This is a genomic window from Bacillus sp. 204(2023), from assembly GCF_037027505.1.
Taxonomy (GTDB): Bacteria; Bacillota; Bacilli; order Bacillales; family Bacillaceae; genus Bacillus; species Bacillus subtilis.
On the sequence record NZ_JAXCHE010000005.1, the window covers coordinates 108,929 to 126,656 of the forward strand.

The window sequence follows — 17,728 nt, forward strand, 5'->3', positions numbered from 1 at the left end:
AAAGGAGTGAGTATGTTGAGTGAACAAAAGGAAATCGCGATGCAGGTCTCTGGTATGACCTGTGCGGCATGTGCTGCCAGAATTGAAAAAGGCCTGAAGCGGATGCCCGGTGTCACGGATGCAAATGTTAATCTGGCAACGGAAACATCAAATGTAATCTACGATCCTGCTGAAACAGGGACTGCAGCGATTCAGGAAAAAATAGAGAAGCTGGGCTATCACGTCGTTACAGAAAAAGCTGAATTCGATATTGAGGGCATGACCTGTGCGGCTTGCGCCAATCGGATTGAAAAACGGCTTAACAAAATAAAAGGCGTCGCAAATGCTCCAGTAAACTTCGCTTTAGAAACAGTTACGGTCGAATACAATCCAAAAGAAGCGTCTGTCAGCGATTTGAAAGAAGCGGTAGATAAGCTTGGATATAAGCTAAAGTTGAAGGGTGAACAGGACAGTGAGGCTGCTGCTACTAAAAAGAAAGAAGAACGGAAGCAAACAGCGAGACTGATTTTTTCAGCTGTCCTGTCGTTTCCATTGCTTTGGGCGATGGTGAGCCATTTTACATTTACATCATTCATTTGGGTACCGGATATATTTCTCAATCCGTGGATGCAATTTGCGCTGGCGACACCAGTCCAGTTTCTGATCGGCTGGCCGTTTTATGTGGGTGCGTATAAGGCGCTCAGAAATAAAAGCGCCAATATGGATGTATTGGTCGCCCTCGGTACGACGGCTGCTTACGCTTATAGTCTTTATCTTACTTTTCAAAGCCTTGGCTCTCACGGGCATACAGACGGCCTTTACTATGAAACAAGCGCGATTTTGCTGACGCTGATTTTATTAGGCAAGTTGTTTGAAACAAAAGCAAAAGGCCGTTCCTCGGATGCGATTAAAAAGCTGATGAAGCTTCAAGCGAAAACAGCGACTGTTGTAAGAGACGGACAGGAGCAAATCATCCCGATCGATGAAGTGCTTGTTAATGACATTGTTTACGTCAAACCTGGCGAACGAATTCCTGTCGACGGAGAAGTGATTGAAGGCCGCTCAGCGGTTGACGAATCGATGATTACAGGAGAAAGTCTTCCTGTTGACAAAAATCCTGGTGACAGCGTGACAGGTTCAACCGTTAACGCAAACGGCTTTCTGAAAATTAAAGCTGTCAACGTCGGAAAGGATACTGCGCTTTCTCATATCATCAAAATTGTTGAGGAAGCACAAGGGTCAAAAGCGCCGATCCAGCGTCTCGCTGACCAGATTTCAGGTATTTTTGTGCCCATTGTATTGGGGATTGCCGTTCTCACTTTTCTCATTTGGTATCTTTGGGCGGCTCCTGGCGATTTTGCCGAAGCGATCAGCAAGTTCATTGCGGTTCTTGTCATTGCCTGTCCTTGCGCCCTCGGTCTTGCCACTCCGACGAGCATAATGGCTGGATCTGGACGCGCTGCTGAATTCGGGATTTTATTTAAAGGCGGCGAGCATTTAGAAAAAACACATCGTCTCGATACAATTGTTCTTGATAAAACCGGAACCGTGACAAACGGGAAGCCGCGTCTGACGGATGCCATTCCATTCGGCCGTTTTAAAGAAAAAGATTTGCTTCAATTTGCAGCGGCAGCCGAAACGGGATCAGAGCATCCGCTTGGCGAAGCCATTATTGTTGGCGTGAAAGATAAAGGGCTTGAGATACCGAAGCTAACCCGTTTTGAAGCAAAAGTCGGCGCAGGCATTTTGGCTGAAGCCGGAGGAAAAAGCATTCTCGTCGGCACAAGAAAATTAATGGAGAGCGAACAGGTTGAGCATGGGGCTCTTCTCGCCAAAATGGAAGAGCTAGAGGCAGAAGGAAAAACAGTTATGCTTGTATCCATTGATGGAGAAGCAGCTGGGCTAGTAGCGGTTGCAGATACGATTAAGGACACGTCACGGAAGGCTGTTGCCCGTCTGAAAGAGTTGGGCCTTGATGTCATCATGATGACAGGAGACAATCGCAGAACCGCAGAAGCCATCGCGAAGGAAGCGGGAATTGCGAATATCATTGCGGAAGTTCTTCCTGAACAAAAGGCGGCGGAAATCGCCCGCTTGCAAAAAGAAGGCCGCCAGACAGCAATGGTAGGCGACGGAATTAACGATGCGCCGGCGCTTGCCACAGCTGACATCGGCATGGCGATTGGAACTGGCACGGACATTGCCATGGAAACAGCAGACATTACACTGATTCGCGGCGATCTAAACAGCATTGCAGACGCAATCCGCATGAGCAGATTGACAATGAAAAACATTAAACAAAACTTATTCTGGGCGCTTGGCTATAACAGCCTCGGCATCCCAATCGCAGCACTTGGATTTTTAGCACCGTGGATAGCAGGAGCAGCAATGGCATTCAGCTCCGTTTCCGTTGTTCTGAATGCTCTTCGTCTGCAAAAAGTAAAATGAAAAACCGGCTATATGCCGGTTTTTGTTTTTCATTGACACTTTCTTGGAAAACAACATATAATAGGTGTAACTTATATATGATTATATGCTCATATATATAATAAATACAATACTCATTGATACGCTTTGAAAAGGGAACCCTAAATCGGAAGGTAAGGTGAGACTAGTGAAACAGGAATACGTTCTGGACGGTTTGGATTGCAGCAATTGTGCCCGAAAAATCGAAAATGGAGTCAAAGGCATAAAAGGCATTGACGGATGCGCGGTAAATTTTGCGGCAAGCACCTTAACTGTCTCAGCCGATGGGAAAGAAGAGCAATGGGTCACGAATAAAGTAGAGAAAAAAGTGAAATCAATTGATCCGCATGTAACGGTTCGCCAAAAGCATAAAAAGAAATCAGCTGATGATGGCTATCGTAATCGAATGGTCAATATGCTGATCAGAATGGCGGCGGCTGTCATTCTCGGCGCAGCGGCATATTTGGTTCATTCTGGAACCATTGAATTTTTCCTATTTCTCGCTGCTTATTTGATCATTGGCGGTGACATTGTCATCCGCGCAGTCAAAAACATCATTCGCGGCCAGGTGTTTGACGAACATTTCTTAATGGCCCTTGCCACAATTGGTGCTTTTCTGATTCAGCAATTTCCTGAGGGAGTCGCCGTTATGCTGTTTTATCAAATCGGTGAGCTTTTTCAAGGAGCCGCGGTCAGTCGTTCCAGAAAATCAATTAGTGCGTTAATGGACATACGGCCTGATTACGCCAATCTCAAAACAAAGAACGGCATCGAACAGGTTTCCCCGGAGGACGTTCAGACAGGAGACATCATTGTGGTTAATCCGGGAGAAAGCATACCCTTGGACGGTAAGGTCGTGCAAGGGTCAGCGATGGTTGATACATCTGCTTTAACAGGTGAGTCCGTTCCGAGAAAAGCTGCGGAAGGACAAGATGTAATGTCAGGCTTTATCAATCAAAACGGCGTTCTGCATATTGAAGTCACAAAGGGCTATCAGGAATCAGCAGTATCAAAAATATTAGACTTGGTTCAGAATGCGAGCAGTCGTAAAGCCTGGACAGAAAACTTTATCACGAAGTTTGCCAAGTATTATACACCTGCTGTGGTGATCATTGCGGTATTGCTGGCCTTTGTTCCGCCGCTTGTTCTTTCTGGCGCCGCGCTTTCCGATTGGGTGTACCGCGCGCTTATCTTTTTAGTGATTTCTTGTCCTTGTGCGCTTGTTGTCTCTATTCCGCTCGGTTTCTTCGGCGGAATCGGAGCGGCCTCAAAGGCCGGAGTGCTTGTAAAGGGAAGCAATTATTTAGAAGCCTTGAATCAAGTCAAATACGCGGTGTTTGATAAAACGGGAACACTAACAAAAGGCAGCTTTGAAGTGACAGAAATCAAACCCGCGGAAGGTTTTACAAAGGATAGATTACTTGAAGCGGCGGCATACGCTGAGCTTCATTCACAGCATCCGATTGCTGAATCTGTGCGTAAAGCTTACGGGAAAATGCTTTCCTCCGATGAGATAGAGTCATACGAAGAAATCCCCGGCCACGGCATTTTTGCAAAGGTAAATGGAACTGAGATCCTTGCCGGGAATAAAAAGCTCATGGAAAGAGAACAAATTGAGGATGTCCCGGATGAAAATGCTGGAACAATCGTACACGTTGCTGTTGATCAACGCTATGCCGGAGCAATCATCATAGCGGATGAAGTAAAGGAAGACGCAGCACAGGCGGTTGCTGATCTGAAGTCGCTTGGGATCAAACAGACAGCTATGCTGACGGGTGATTCGAAACAAACGGGAGAAGCCGTCGGAAAACAGCTTGGGATTGGTGAGGTATATGCAGAGCTGCTGCCGCAAGATAAAGTCGCGCAGGTCGAAGCATTAGAATCTAAGCTTTTGCCTAGTGAAAAACTCATTTTTGTCGGTGACGGCATCAATGATACACCGGTGCTTGCACGCGCAGATATAGGGGTTGCGATGGGAAGCCTTGGCTCAGACGCCGCGGTAGAAGCCGCAGACATCGTGCTGATGACAGATCAGCCGTCAAAAATAGCAGAAGCGATTCGGATTGCGAAACGGACACGGCGAATCGTGTGGCAAAACATCGGCTTTGCTTTAGGTGTGAAAGCGATCTTTCTCATTCTTGGTGCATTTGGAATTGCGACCATGTGGGAAGCGGTTTTCTCAGATGTCGGCGTTACACTGCTTGCTGTGGCGAACGCCATGCGCGTCATGCGTCTCAAAAACAAATAAATTGTCGGAGAGAATTCATTTTTTCGGGGTTTTCTTATCAGCGCTTGTCTTGTTAAAATAAAGAAGTGGGTCAATTGCGATCCGCTTCTTTTTTAATTTTAAAACGATGAGGTGTCGGAGTGAAAAAGAAACAGCAGTCTTCTGCGAAATTCGCGGTCATCCTTACGGTTGTGGTTGTTGTATTGCTAGCAGCCATTGTCATCATTAATAACAAAACGGAACAAGGTAATGATGCGGTGTCCGGGCAGCCGTCTATCAAAGGGCAGCCTGTGCTTGGCAAGGACGATGCACCGGTAACTGTAGTAGAATTCGGAGATTACAAATGTCCGTCTTGCAAGGTGTTTAACAGTGACATCTTTCCAAAAATACAAAAAGACTTTATTGATAAGGGCGATGTGAAATTTTCTTTCGTGAACGTCATGTTCCATGGAAAAGGTTCAAGGTTAGCGGCTCTTGCATCTGAAGAAGTATGGAAGGAAGACCCTGACTCTTTTTGGGATTTCCATGAAAAGCTGTTCGAAAAACAGCCGGATACGGAACAGGAATGGGTAACCCCAGGCCTCCTTGGTGATCTTGCAAAAAGCACCACAAAGATAAAACCTGAGACGCTCAAGGAAAATCTTGATAAGGAAACATTCGCTTCTCAAGTGGAAAAGGATTCTGACCTTAATCAAAAAATGAACATACAGGCAACACCGACGATTTACGTCAATGATAAAGTGATCAAAAATTTTGCGGATTATGATGAAATCAAAGAGACAATAGAAAAAGAGCTGAAAGGGAAGTAACGATATGAAAAATAGAATCGTATTTTTATATGCTTCCTGGGTTGTGGCTCTTATTGCTATGCTGGGCAGCCTGTATTTCAGTGAAATCAGAAAGTTTATTCCATGTGAACTGTGCTGGTACCAGCGTATCCTCATGTATCCGCTCGTCCTGATTTTAGGCATCGCCACCTTTCAAGGGGACACACGAGTGAAAAAATATGTGCTCCCGATGGCGATTATAGGGGCATTCATTTCGATCATGCATTACTTAGAGCAAAAAGTGCCCGGCTTTAGCGGCATTAAGCCATGTGTCAGCGGCGTGCCGTGCTCGGGCCAATATATTAACTGGTTTGGTTTTATTACGATTCCATTCTTGGCCCTGATTGCTTTTATCCTGATTATCATTTTTATGTGCCTGCTGAAAGGCGAAAAATCTGAATAACAAAAAAAGCGCCCGCGTATGCCGGACGCTTTTTTAATTTCGCAAACTCATGTCCATCAGCAATAGCGGTATTCCCTCTAAATTTATCTTTTTTTCTCATAAAAATGTTATTGATTTTACGCTTGAGCGATTATAAAATCTAGAGGTCGTCAGAAAATTTAACAAACATAAAAGGGAGTCATCAGAATGGCTTGGGAGCTGCTCAGTGTGATTGGCATCATTGCGTTTGCAGTCAGCGGCGCAATTGTTGCGATGGAAGAGGAATATGATATTTTAGGAGTTTATATATTAGGGATTGTCACAGCTTTTGGAGGAGGAGCGATCCGCAATTTGCTGATCGGTGTTCCGGTGTCAGCGCTATGGGAGCAGGGAGCGTACTTTCAAATCGCGCTTTTATCTATTACAATTGTGTTTCTGTTTCCGAAGCTGCTGCTGAAGCATTGGAATAAGTGGGGCAATTTATCAGATGCGATCGGCCTCGCTGCTTTTGCTATCCAAGGCGCACTGTATGCCGTCAAAATGGGCCATCCGCTTAGTGCCGTGATCGTGGCTGCTGTGCTGACGGGAAGCGGGGGCGGAATCATCCGTGACCTTCTTGCCGGGCGCAAACCGCTTGTGCTGAAGGCAGAAATTTATGCAGTCTGGGCGGCTCTCGGCGGTTTAATCGTCGGCTTGGGCTGGCTGGGGAACTCGTTCGGCTTATACGTTCTGTTTTTCGTGCTCGTTGTTTGCCGGGTTTGTTCCTATATGTTTAATTGGAAGCTGCCAAACCGTTCTTTTCGCTTAGATAGTCAGTAAAATAAAAGAAACCTCTCCATGACGGAGAGGTTTCTTTTATGGTAGCCTGCCGGGATCAAATAAAAAGTCCTTTTCGAATGCTGACCGCGCAGAGCAAAGCTATTTGAAATTAATAGGTAGCCCAAAAGGTATAGCTGATGGTTTTTTTAGTTCCTGTGTTAGTGAATTTGAATCTGTATTTTGTTTTGTAGCTTTTAGAAGCTTGTTTGTAACTTAAATTTGTAGAGCCTTTTTTCGTTGCGTAAAAAGTTTTAACATTTTTCCAGCCTTTATTTGTCTTTTGTTGCAGAGTTGCTGTAATTTTCCCGCTGCCTGATCCATTTGATGTCATGTTGGCCCAAGTTCCTCGTCCTGGATAATAAATATGAAAAGTTGGCGAGTAAGTATAGTTTTTAAATGAGCCCGAATGGTAATGAGTACTCCATATTTGACCTTTTTTAACCCAATCTTTAGCTTCCGCTTTGTTGTTTACTAGGTCAATTGACGTAAAACTTGTTACGGCTACGACGAATGCCAGCAACAACATAGATAGCTTTTTCTTCACTGAGTATTTCCTCCTAACTAATTCTGGTTCTTTCTTCATGTTCATATCATAAACCGAGAGAAATAATGTAACATCGTCCTATTCTCCCAAATGAAAAACTTTAATTTGTTGAAATGTGTCGAAAATGGGTGAAAAATGACTATTTTACTGCGACTATAGATACGATAGCAGAGATGTAGTTGCTTTATGGAAGATGACAATAACAGCCAGTTTAGTCATTCTTCACGTTAGATGAACAGACAAATACGGTAAAGCTCTGCGGTGTTTTTAAAATGAAAAAGATATATTATATCGAAGATTGAAAGGAATAAGGAATCGATACTGATGAAAGAGAAGATTCGCAACCTAAGAAAAGCACGTCCAACAGTGATCAATGTGAAATCATAAGAGAAAAAACCGATTTCGAGTTGAAATCGGTTTTTTCTGCATATAAATAACCCAAACCTTGATTGGTATTGGGTGAATGTGCTAAGATAAATTGTATTTGCCAGTTTCGTCATACATTCTATATATGTATCCAATTATATTTTACAGTATTTCATCTATGTTTGTCAACTATTTTCTGGAGGTGCCGTTCATGAATCAGCAGGATAAGGAATGGAAGGAAGAGCAGTCGAGAATAGATGAGGTGCTGAAGGAGCTCGAAAAAAAAGAGCGGTTTCTGGAAACGTCTGCGGGCGGGTTGAAGCATGATATCATCGGATTAAGAAAAAGCTTTTGGGAGGATGTTAAGGTTAATTTTGATGATGCCCATGAAGCGATTGAAACGATGGCAAGCATTAAGCAGCAGGCAGAGCTCCTGTCTGATCGGGAACACAATCATCGGCGCATGGATCAGCAGCTCAAACGAATTCATCAATTAAAAAAATCGCCTTATTTCGGCCGGATTGATTTTATTGAAAACGGCGAGGAGCAGGCAGAGCGAATTTATATCGGTTTAGCTTCCTGTTTGGATGAGAAGGAGGAACACTTTCTGATTTATGACTGGAGGGCGCCGATATCAAGTTTGTACTACAATTATTCCCCAGGAAAAGCGGAGTACGAGGTGCCCGGTGAAACGATAGAAGGGGAAATGGTGCTGAAACGCCAGTTTATGATCAAAAACGGCGCTCTCAAGGCGATGTTTAATACCGATATGACGATTGGTGATGAAATGCTGCAAGAGGTATTAACCCATCACTCCGATACCCAAATGAAAAACATCGTGTCTACGATTCAGAAAGAACAAAATCAGATTATCCGTAATGAAAAAAGCAAGATCCTGATCGTGCAGGGAGCGGCTGGCAGCGGGAAAACATCGGCTGCGCTTCAGCGTGTCGCTTATTTGTTATACAGGCACCGCGGCGTCATTGATGCCGGACAAATCGTTTTGTTTTCTCCCAACTTCTTATTTAACAGCTATGTATCCTCTGTTTTGCCTGAGTTAGGAGAAGAGAATATGGAGCAGGCGACGTTTCAGGAATATATCGAGCATCGCCTTGGCCGCAAGTTCAAATGTGAAAGCCCCTTTGATCAGCTCGAATATTGCCTGACCGAAACTAAGGAAGGCGATTTTCCAACAAGGCTTGCGGGAATCACATGGAAGGCGGGTTTATCCTTTCAGCAATTCATTGATGAATACGTCACACGGCTTTCCTCTGAAGGGATGATTTTTAAAAATATTATATTCCGCGGACAAAAGCTGATCACAAAGGAGCAAATTCAATCCTATTTTTACTCATTGGATCAAAATCACTCCATTCCGAATCGGATGGAGCAAACCGCGAAGTGGCTGCTGAGTGAGCTTAACAAGCTTGAGAAAAAGGAACGGCGAAAGGATTGGGTCGTTCATGAAGCTGAGCTGCTTGACAAAGAGGACTACTTGGACGTGTACAAAAAACTGCAGGAAAGGAAACGGTTCAGCGAGAGTACGTTTAACGATTATCAAAGAGAGCAGCAGCTGCTTGCCGCCATCATTGTGAAAAAAGCTTTCAAACCGCTCAAGCAGGCAGTCAGGCTCCTTGCATTTCTTGATGTTTCACAGCTGTATTTGCAATTGTTTTCTGGCTGGGGAGGAAAATTTCAGCATGAGAAGATGGACGCGATAGGTGAGCTGACCCGTTCGGCATTTACGGATAATAAATTGCTTTATGAGGACGCGGCACCGTTTCTTTATATGCAGGATCTGATTGAGGGCAGAAAGAAAAATACGAAGATGAAACATCTATTTATTGACGAAGCCCAGGACTATTCACCGTTTCAGATGGCTTACATGAGAAGCATTTTTCCGGCTGCCAGCATGACAGTGCTCGGTGATATCAATCAGTCCATCTACGCGCATACCATAAACGGGGATCAGCGTATGGATGCGTGCTTTGAGGATGAGCCTGCTGAGTATGTTCGTTTAAAGAGAACATACAGATCAACAAGGCAGATTGTCGAGTTTACCAAAGCGATGCTTCAAGATGGAGCGGATATTGAGCCGTTTAATAGAAGCGGGGAAATGCCGCTCGTTGTCAAAACTGAAGGACATGAGAGCCTTTGCCAAAAGCTCGCGCAAGAAATTGGCCGGCTCAAGAAAAAAGGGCACGAAACAATAGCCGTCATCTGCAAGACAGCGCAGCAATGCATACAGGCACACGCCCACATGAGTGAATATACAGATGTTCGCCTGATTCATAAAGAAAATCAACCATTCCAAAAGGGTGTTTGCGTGATTCCGGTGTATTTAGCGAAGGGAATTGAATTTGACGCAGTGCTTGTCTATGATGCATCTGAAGAACACTATCATACAGAGCACGACCGCAGGCTTTTATATACTGCGTGCACGCGTGCGATGCACATGCTGGCGGTATTTTATACAGGTGAAGCCAGTCCGTTTGTAACCGCTGTGCCGCCTCACTTATATCAGATTGCTGAATGAAGAGAAGGGAGTCCTTCTCTTTTTTCTATTTACATGAAGCATAGCCGTTTTATCATTAGGATTCTTAATAGTTATCATCATGTAAATATATTTTACTTAAGCCTAGTATTCCGGTAAAGTTCAATTAGATGCAATTTTCGATCAGTTTATAACTTTGTGAGGTGGATACGTTGCAACTTCAGGTAATGAACAGTCCGTTTAATCAGGAGCAGGCAGAGCTCCTTAACCGCCTTCTGCCGACCTTGACCGAATCCCAGAAAATCTGGCTGAGCGGATATTTATCCGCTCAATCTGTTTCCGCCCAAGAAGCTGCGGGTACGCCGGCGGCAGCTGTGTCAGCGGAAGCACCGGCACCGGCCGTTTCAAAAGAAGTGACCGTTCTTTATGGTTCACAGACGGGAAACGCACAGGGGCTTGCAGAAAATGCCGGCAAGCAGCTTGAACAGAGCGGTTTTCAAGTGACCGTCTCATCCATGAGCGATTTTAAGCCGAATCAGCTGAAGAAAGTAAACAATCTTTTAATCGTCGTCAGTACGCATGGAGAAGGCGAGCCGCCTGATAACGCGCTGTCGTTTCACGAATTTCTGCACGGAAGACGGGCGCCTAAGCTTGAAGACCTGCGCTTTTCCGTTTTGGCGCTTGGTGACAGTTCGTACGAATTTTTCTGCCAGACAGGGAAAGAATTTGATCAGCGCTTAGAAGAACTCGGCGGAAAACGGATTTCTCCGCGCGTTGATTGCGATCTTGACTATGATGAACCGGCAGCCGAATGGCTTGAGGGTGTATTGAAAGGATTAAATGAAGCTGGGGGCGGAAGCGCCGCGCCTGCGTCGGCGGCTGCGTCACAAACCGGTGAGTCTTCGTATTCCAGAACAAACCCGTTTCGGGCTGAAGTGTTAGAAAATTTAAATTTAAACGGCAGAGGATCAAATAAAGAAACACGTCATGTGGAGCTGTCTCTTGAAGGATCTGGCCTGACTTACGAGCCTGGTGACAGCCTCGGCGTCTATCCGGAAAACGATCCGGAACTTGTCGAGCTGCTCCTTAAGGAAATGAATTGGGACCCGGAAGAAATTGTGACGCTTAATAAGCAAGGTGATGTCCGTCCGCTGAAAGAAGCGCTGATTTCTCACTATGAGATTACCGTTCTCACAAAACCGCTTCTTGAACAGGCAGCCCAGCTGACAGGGAACGACGAGCTTAGAGAGCTTTTAGCCCCGGGAAATGAGGAGAATGTAAAAGCCTATATTGAAGGGCGCGATTTGCTTGATCTCGTCCGTGACTATGGCCCATTTAGTGTATCTGCGCAGGAGTTTGTCTCGATTTTGCGAAAAATGCCTGCCCGCCTTTATTCGATTGCAAGCAGTTTATCCGCAAATCCGGATGAAGTGCATGTAACAATCGGCGCAGTCCGCTACGATGCGCACGGCCGTGAACGAAAAGGCGTCTGCTCGATTTTGTGCGCGGAACGTCTGCAGCCGGGAGACACACTGCCGGTTTATGTACAGCACAATCAAAACTTTAAGCTTCCGAAAGACCCTGAAACACCGATTATCATGGTGGGCCCTGGGACAGGCGTCGCACCTTTCCGTTCCTTTATGCAGGAGCGTGAGGAGACGGGAGCGGAAGGAAAGGCATGGATGTTCTTTGGCGATCAGCACTTTGTCACGGATTTCCTTTACCAGACAGAGTGGCAGAATTGGCTCAAAGACGGTGTGCTGACAAAAATGGATGTGGCGTTCTCACGTGATACGGAAGAAAAAGTATATGTGCAACACCGCATGCTTGAACATAGCGCAGAATTGTTTGAATGGCTTCAAGAAGGAGCGGCTGTTTATATTTGCGGAGATGAAAAGCATATGGCGCATGACGTCCATCACACATTGCTTGAAATTATCGAAAAAGAAGGCAATATGAGCCGCGAAGAAGCGGAGGCTTATCTTGCCGATATGCAGCAGCAAAAACGCTATCAGCGTGATGTATATTGATTTGACTTGAAAGGAGTTTTTCAACATGGTGACCAAAATTCTAAAAGCACCGGACGGCTCTCCAAGTGATGTTGAACGCATTAAAAAAGAAAGTGATTATTTGCGCGGCACGCTGAAAGAAGTGATGCTCGATCGAATCAGTGCCGGAATTCCGGATGATGACAACCGCCTGATGAAACACCACGGCAGTTATTTGCAGGATGACCGCGACCTCCGAAATGAACGCCAAAAGCAGAAGCTTGAGCCCGCATATCAGTTCATGCTGCGCGTGCGTATGCCAGGGGGCGTCTCGACGCCTGAACAATGGCTTGTCATGGATGACCTGTCCCAGAAATACGGGAACGGCACATTAAAATTGACGACACGTGAAACGTTCCAAATGCACGGGATTCTGAAATGGAACATGAAGAAAACCATTCAGACGATCCACTCAGCACTTTTGGATACGATCGCAGCCTGCGGAGACGTAAACCGTAACGTCATGTGTGCATCAAACCCTTATCAATCTGAAATCCACTCAGAGGTATACGAGTGGTCTAAAAAATTAAGTGATGATCTGCTGCCGCGGACGAGAGCATATCATGAAATTTGGCTTGATGAGGAAAGAGTTGCCGGCACGCCGGAGGAAGAAGTCGAGCCAATGTACGGACCGCTCTATCTGCCGCGGAAGTTTAAAATCGGTATTGCCGTTCCGCCGTCTAATGATATTGACGTCTTTTCACAAGATCTCGGATTCATTGCGATTGTCGAGGATGGCAAGCTGATCGGTTTTAACGTGGCAATCGGTGGCGGTATGGGAATGACGCATGGCGATACTGCGACATATCCGCAATTAGCCAAGGTGATCGGATTCTGCCGGCCTGAGCAAATGTATGACGTTGCTGAAAAAACGATTACGATTCAGCGTGATTACGGCAACCGTTCTGTCCGTAAAAATGCGCGGTTCAAATACACAGTTGACCGCCTCGGTTTAGAAAACGTAAAAGAAGAATTGGAAAACCGTCTCGGCTGGAGTCTGGAAGCAGCGAAGCCGTATCATTTCGATCATAACGGCGACCGCTACGGCTGGGTGGAAGGCATCGAGGATAAATGGCATTTCACGCTGTTTGTCGAAGGCGGCCGTATAACGGATTACGATGATTATAAGCTGATGACGGGCTTGCGGGAAATCGCCAAAGTTCATACAGGCGAGTTCCGGCTGACAGCCAATCAGAACTTAATGATTGCGAACGTTTCAAGCGATAAAAAAGAAGAAATCAGTGCTTTAATTGAACAATACGGACTAACTGACGGCAAGCACCATTCAGCGCTCCGCCGCAGCTCGATGGCATGCGTCGCTCTTCCGACCTGCGGATTGGCAATGGCTGAAGCAGAACGTTATTTGCCGACCCTGTTAGATAAGATTGAAGAGATTATTGACGAAAACGGCCTTCGTGATCAGGAAATCACCATTCGCATGACAGGGTGTCCGAACGGCTGTGCACGTCATGCACTCGGTGAGATCGGATTTATCGGAAAGGCGCCGGGCAAATATAATATGTATCTTGGCGCTGCGTTTGACGGAAGCCGTTTAAGCAAAATGTACCGTGAAAACATCGGTGAAGCAGACATTTTAAGCGAGCTGCGCATCCTTCTTTCCCGCTATGCGAAAGAACGTGAGGAAGGCGAGCATTTCGGTGACTTTGTCATCCGTGCGGGCATTATTAAAGCAACAACTGACGGTACGAATTTTCATGATTGAGAAAACTAAGAAGAGAGACAGGGAATAGCTTCCTGTCTCTTTTTTCTGTAATTTGCTCTGCTGCAAAAAAGTTCACTATGAGCATATCATGAGAAAAAATACCCTAAAAAGGGTACTATAAAAGAAGACAAGTGTGGAGAGAACTCCTGCGAAACCACATAGCGTATGCAAGGCCACCCTAGCTCAAGGGCTTTTAGACAAACAGATTTTTTGGCTCATCATGCCGACACACAACAGACGAAGGAGGTCATGCATTTGGACATATTTTTAGTTGTGCTCGTATTATTAACGATTATTGCGATTTCTAATATCGTGAACCGGTTTATTCCGTTTATTCCGGTGCCGCTGATTCAAGTGGCTCTTGGGATTCTTGCCGCCTCATTTCCACAGGGTCTTCATTTTGAATTAAATACCGAATTGTTTTTTGTTCTGTTTATCGCGCCTCTGCTATTTAATGATGGAAAGAGGACACCGCGGGCAGAGCTTTGGAATTTAAGGGCTCCGATTTTATTGCTTGCACTCGGCCTTGTATTTGCGACTGTGATTGTAGGCGGCTACACGATTCACTGGATGATTCCTGCTATTCCGCTGGCAGCGGCCTTTGGACTTGCGGCCATTCTTTCACCGACTGATGTCGTCGCTGTCAGCGCATTATCAGGAAGAGTGAAAATGCCAAAAGGGATTCTTCGCCTGCTGGAAGGTGAGGGGCTGATGAATGACGCATCAGGTCTGGTGGCCTTTAAGTTTGCGATTGCAGCGGCAGTGACTGGTGCATTTTCATTAGCACAAGCGGCTGTCAGCTTTGTCTTTATTTCTCTCGGAGGCTTGCTGTGCGGGGTTGTCATTTCATTTTTGATTATTCGTTTTCGCCTATTTCTGCGCCGCCTTGGCATGCAGGATGTCACGATGCATATGCTGATTCAAATTCTGACGCCGTTTGTGATTTATTTGGCAGCTGAAGAAATCGGCGTTTCCGGCATTTTAGCTGTTGTGGCTGGCGGTATTACCCATGCGGTTGAACAGGATCGTCTGGAATCAACGATGATCAAGCTGCAAATTGTCTCCTCAAGTACGTGGAACATTATTTTATTTATTTTGAACGGCCTGGTCTTCGTTATTCTCGGCACGCAAATCCCTGATGTTATTTCTGTTATCTTTAACGACACTGCCATCAGCAACATGAAGGTGATTGGCTATATCCTAGTCATCACATTTACGTTAATGCTCCTGAGATTCCTGTGGGTGCTGTTCTTCTGGAACGGCAAATGGTTCTTTAATAAAGATCAGAACATCTATAAACCGGGTCTTCGTTCGACGCTGTTAATTTCGATTTCCGGTGTGCGTGGAGCAGTAACGCTTGCAGGTTCTTTTTCTATTCCGTATTTCCTGGAGGACGGTACGCCGTTTCCGGAAAGAAATCTGATTCTCTTTTTAGCAGCCGGCGTCATTTTATGCACGCTTGTCATTGCTACCGTTGTGCTGCCGATTCTGACTGAAAAAGAAGAAGAGGACGAGGAACGAAACAAGAAGCTGCTGACGGCGAGACGCAAATTGATCAAAACAGCCCTTCAAACGATTAAAGAGGACATGAATGAGACAAACAAAACGGCCTCTCTTGCGGTGATAGCTGAATACAATGAGAAAATGAAAAATCTTCGTTTTCAGCAATATACATCGTCTAATCGCATCAAAAAGCACGAGCGTAAAGTCCGTGCCCAAGGGGTTAAGGCAGAGCAAGAGGCGCTGATGAAAATGCTGGAGCGGGGAGACATCCCGGAAGAAACAGCAAATGTGCTGCAAGAACGATTTAACGAGTTGGAAATTTTGTATGCGAACCCGTTTAAAGTCGGATTATCAAAAACAAGGCTCAAGAGGCTGATGTATTGGATTTTCTTCGGTGAACATAAAAAGCCGGAGATGTCGATTTTAAATGAAGCGGGATTGATACGGGCAACAAGAGTGAAAACAGCAAAAGCAGCGATAGAATATCTGGAAAAACATAAGACGGAAGAGCATAAAGAAGTGTTTTTATCTGTCATTACATTCTATAAACAGTTAATTTTCAGGCTGGAGCACAGCCATCATGAGCTGAAATCAAGCGCCCATTTTGAAAATCAGAAGCTGGAAGTGAAGCTGAAGGCTGTGCAGGCGATCAGAAATGAAATTCAAACGCTCTTTGAGGAGAGGGAAATTTCCCGGGACATTTCCCATGAGCTTCGCCAATACATTAATGATGTCGAAGCCGCCATGCTTGAAGGCGGCGAATAAATGCAGCAAAAAAGCTGGTGCGTTAGAGCGCCAGCTTTTTTTATATTAAGGGCGATGAAATGCGACAGTGCTGCCATCCCGGTCGAACCAGCCTCTGAAGGCCCAGTTGATCCAGCCGCCATCGCCTTTGTTTGTAAAGGTTCCGTCTTCAAATACCCAAATGCCATACGTAATGCCGTCGTAAACGGCTGAGCCGTAAAATTGCACACCGTTCAAATGATCTTCATATTCCTGGCTTAAATTAAAGACCATGACGTTATATTTTTGGCCGGACGCGTAGAAGGAAGACTCCATGAGGTTTTTCACAAAGCCATCCCTATTCTGTGCGGATTTGATGGCATCAGCGATCTGGTTGGCAATTCCAAGTACATCCAGGTTGACGTTTAAACCTACATCAGCGGCAGTTGTTCCAGCAGTAGTTGTCTGCGACATCTTCGGAGCAGGATTTTCTTCAGCGGAAGCAAAGGACAAAGGGGCAATTGTCAAAGCGGCACCAAGAGCAAGTGTCATTGGGATACGAATACGTTTCAAGTTGTTTCCTCCTTTGTTTTCATTTGGTTACACTACACGCATACCCTGCTCAATGTATTTGTAATCTCAATATTGTTAAAATAGGAAAAAAATAGTGTTTGAATTTGCCTGTGCTGTGAAAAAAGAAGCAAAAAGAGGGTCTTAAGCGTATTATTGGTATCGGCTGAGAGGAATGTGAGATAATATAGACGCTTACATTTCAGTGAAAGGGTGGATGTTCAAGTGCCAACAAGTTTAAAAGATACTGTAAAGTTACATAACGGAGTTGAAATGCCTTGGTTCGGTCTGGGTGTTTTTAAAGTAGAAAATGGTAATGAAGCGACTGAATCAGTGAAAGCGGCAATTAAAAATGGTTATCGCAGTATTGATACAGCAGCGATCTACAAAAATGAAGAAGGCGTTGGCATCGGGATTAAAGAATCCGGTGTGGCAAGAGAAGAGCTCTTCATCACATCAAAAGTGTGGAATGAAGATCAAGGCTACGAAACAACGCTTGCTGCCTTTGAAAAAAGCCTGGAAAGATTACAGCTTGATTACTTAGATTTATATTTGATCCATTGGCCTGGCAAAGATAAATATAAAGATACATGGCGCGCGCTTGAAAAGCTGTACAAAGATGGCAAAATTCGCGCGATCGGCGTCAGCAACTTCCAAGTTCATCATTTAGAAGAGCTGTTGAAAGATGCTGAAATCAAACCGATGGTGAACCAAGTTGAATTTCACCCTCGTTTGACGCAAAAAGAATTAAGAGATTACTGCAAAGCGCAAGGCATTCAGCTGGAAGCGTGGTCTCCGCTCATGCAGGGACAGCTTTTGGATAACGAAGTGCTGACACAGATTGCTGAAAAACACAATAAATCTGTGGCTCAAGTGATTTTGCGCTGGGATCTGCAGCATGAAGTTGTAACCATTCCAAAATCCATTAAAGAACACCGTATCATCGAAAACGCTGATATTTTTGATTTCGAATTGTCTCAAGAAGACATGGACAAAATTGACGCATTAAATAAAGATGAGCGTGTCGGCCCAAATCCTGATGAGCTTCTGTTTTAAT

The 17,728-nt window shown here is 45.1% G+C and carries 12 protein-coding genes; 10 read left to right on the forward strand and 2 right to left on the reverse strand.

Features of this window, described 5'->3' with window-relative positions:
* Nucleotides 1-15 precede the first annotated feature (15 nt).
* The 5 genes from copA (at nucleotide 16) to WA279_RS12090 (ending at nucleotide 6,700) form a co-directional block, all read left to right on the forward strand.
* On the forward strand, nucleotides 16-2,427 hold the full coding sequence (gene copA, locus WA279_RS12070; protein WP_336155497.1) for a copper-exporting P-type ATPase CopA: 2,412 nt from the start codon (nucleotides 16-18) through the stop codon (nucleotides 2,425-2,427).
* Between the two features lie 157 nt (nucleotides 2,428-2,584).
* Nucleotides 2,585-4,693 carry a heavy metal translocating P-type ATPase gene (locus WA279_RS12075; RefSeq protein WP_336155498.1) on the forward strand — a complete coding sequence of 703 codons (2,109 nt, stop codon included), beginning with the start codon at nucleotides 2,585-2,587 and terminating at the stop codon, nucleotides 4,691-4,693.
* A gap of 119 nt (nucleotides 4,694-4,812) precedes the next feature.
* Nucleotides 4,813-5,481, forward strand: a complete 669-nt coding sequence (gene bdbD, locus WA279_RS12080) for a disulfide bond formation protein BdbD (RefSeq protein ID WP_003228414.1) — start codon at nucleotides 4,813-4,815, stop codon at nucleotides 5,479-5,481.
* A gap of 4 nt (nucleotides 5,482-5,485) precedes the next feature.
* On the forward strand, nucleotides 5,486-5,902 hold the full coding sequence (locus WA279_RS12085; RefSeq protein WP_003228417.1) for a disulfide oxidoreductase: 417 nt from the start codon (nucleotides 5,486-5,488) through the stop codon (nucleotides 5,900-5,902).
* 186 nt (nucleotides 5,903-6,088) lie between these two features.
* The gene (locus WA279_RS12090) at nucleotides 6,089-6,700 is read left to right on the forward strand and encodes a trimeric intracellular cation channel family protein (protein WP_003228419.1); all 612 of its coding nucleotides are present in this window, start codon (nucleotides 6,089-6,091) and stop codon (nucleotides 6,698-6,700) included.
* A gap of 109 nt (nucleotides 6,701-6,809) precedes the next feature.
* Here WA279_RS12090 and WA279_RS12095 read toward each other — a convergent pair whose 3' ends face one another.
* Nucleotides 6,810-7,244: a hypothetical protein gene (locus WA279_RS12095; protein WP_042974768.1), complete on the reverse strand. Its 435-nt coding sequence runs from the start codon at nucleotides 7,242-7,244 to the stop codon at nucleotides 6,810-6,812.
* A gap of 577 nt (nucleotides 7,245-7,821) precedes the next feature.
* On the opposite strand from WA279_RS12095, the gene helD reads away from it, so the two are divergent.
* From helD to WA279_RS12115, 4 genes are all read left to right on the forward strand, one after another.
* Nucleotides 7,822-10,146, forward strand: coding sequence for a DNA helicase IV (gene helD / locus WA279_RS12100; protein WP_336155499.1), 2,325 nt, complete (start codon nucleotides 7,822-7,824; stop codon nucleotides 10,144-10,146).
* A gap of 170 nt (nucleotides 10,147-10,316) precedes the next feature.
* Nucleotides 10,317-12,134 carry an assimilatory sulfite reductase (NADPH) flavoprotein subunit gene (locus WA279_RS12105; protein ID WP_336155500.1) on the forward strand — a complete coding sequence of 606 codons (1,818 nt, stop codon included), beginning with the start codon at nucleotides 10,317-10,319 and terminating at the stop codon, nucleotides 12,132-12,134.
* A 25-nt stretch (nucleotides 12,135-12,159) separates the two neighbouring features.
* Complete coding sequence (gene cysI, locus WA279_RS12110; RefSeq protein ID WP_015384634.1) at nucleotides 12,160-13,875, forward strand: assimilatory sulfite reductase (NADPH) hemoprotein subunit; 1,716 nt, start codon at nucleotides 12,160-12,162, stop codon at nucleotides 13,873-13,875.
* Between the two features lie 255 nt (nucleotides 13,876-14,130).
* On the forward strand, nucleotides 14,131-16,143 hold the full coding sequence (locus WA279_RS12115; protein WP_015714699.1) for a Na+/H+ antiporter: 2,013 nt from the start codon (nucleotides 14,131-14,133) through the stop codon (nucleotides 16,141-16,143).
* Nucleotides 16,144-16,188: 45 nt separating this feature from the next.
* On the opposite strand, the gene yvgO is transcribed toward WA279_RS12115, so the two are convergent.
* Nucleotides 16,189-16,674 (reverse strand): stress response protein YvgO, encoded by a 486-nt coding sequence (yvgO, locus tag WA279_RS12120; protein ID WP_003243913.1) that lies wholly within the window; start codon nucleotides 16,672-16,674, stop codon nucleotides 16,189-16,191.
* Nucleotides 16,675-16,896: 222 nt separating this feature from the next.
* On the opposite strand from yvgO, the gene pgoN reads away from it, so the two are divergent.
* Nucleotides 16,897-17,727, forward strand: a complete 831-nt coding sequence (gene pgoN / locus WA279_RS12125) for a glyoxal/methylglyoxal reductase (protein WP_015483687.1) — start codon at nucleotides 16,897-16,899, stop codon at nucleotides 17,725-17,727.
* The last annotated feature ends 1 nt before the right edge of the window (nucleotide 17,728 follow it).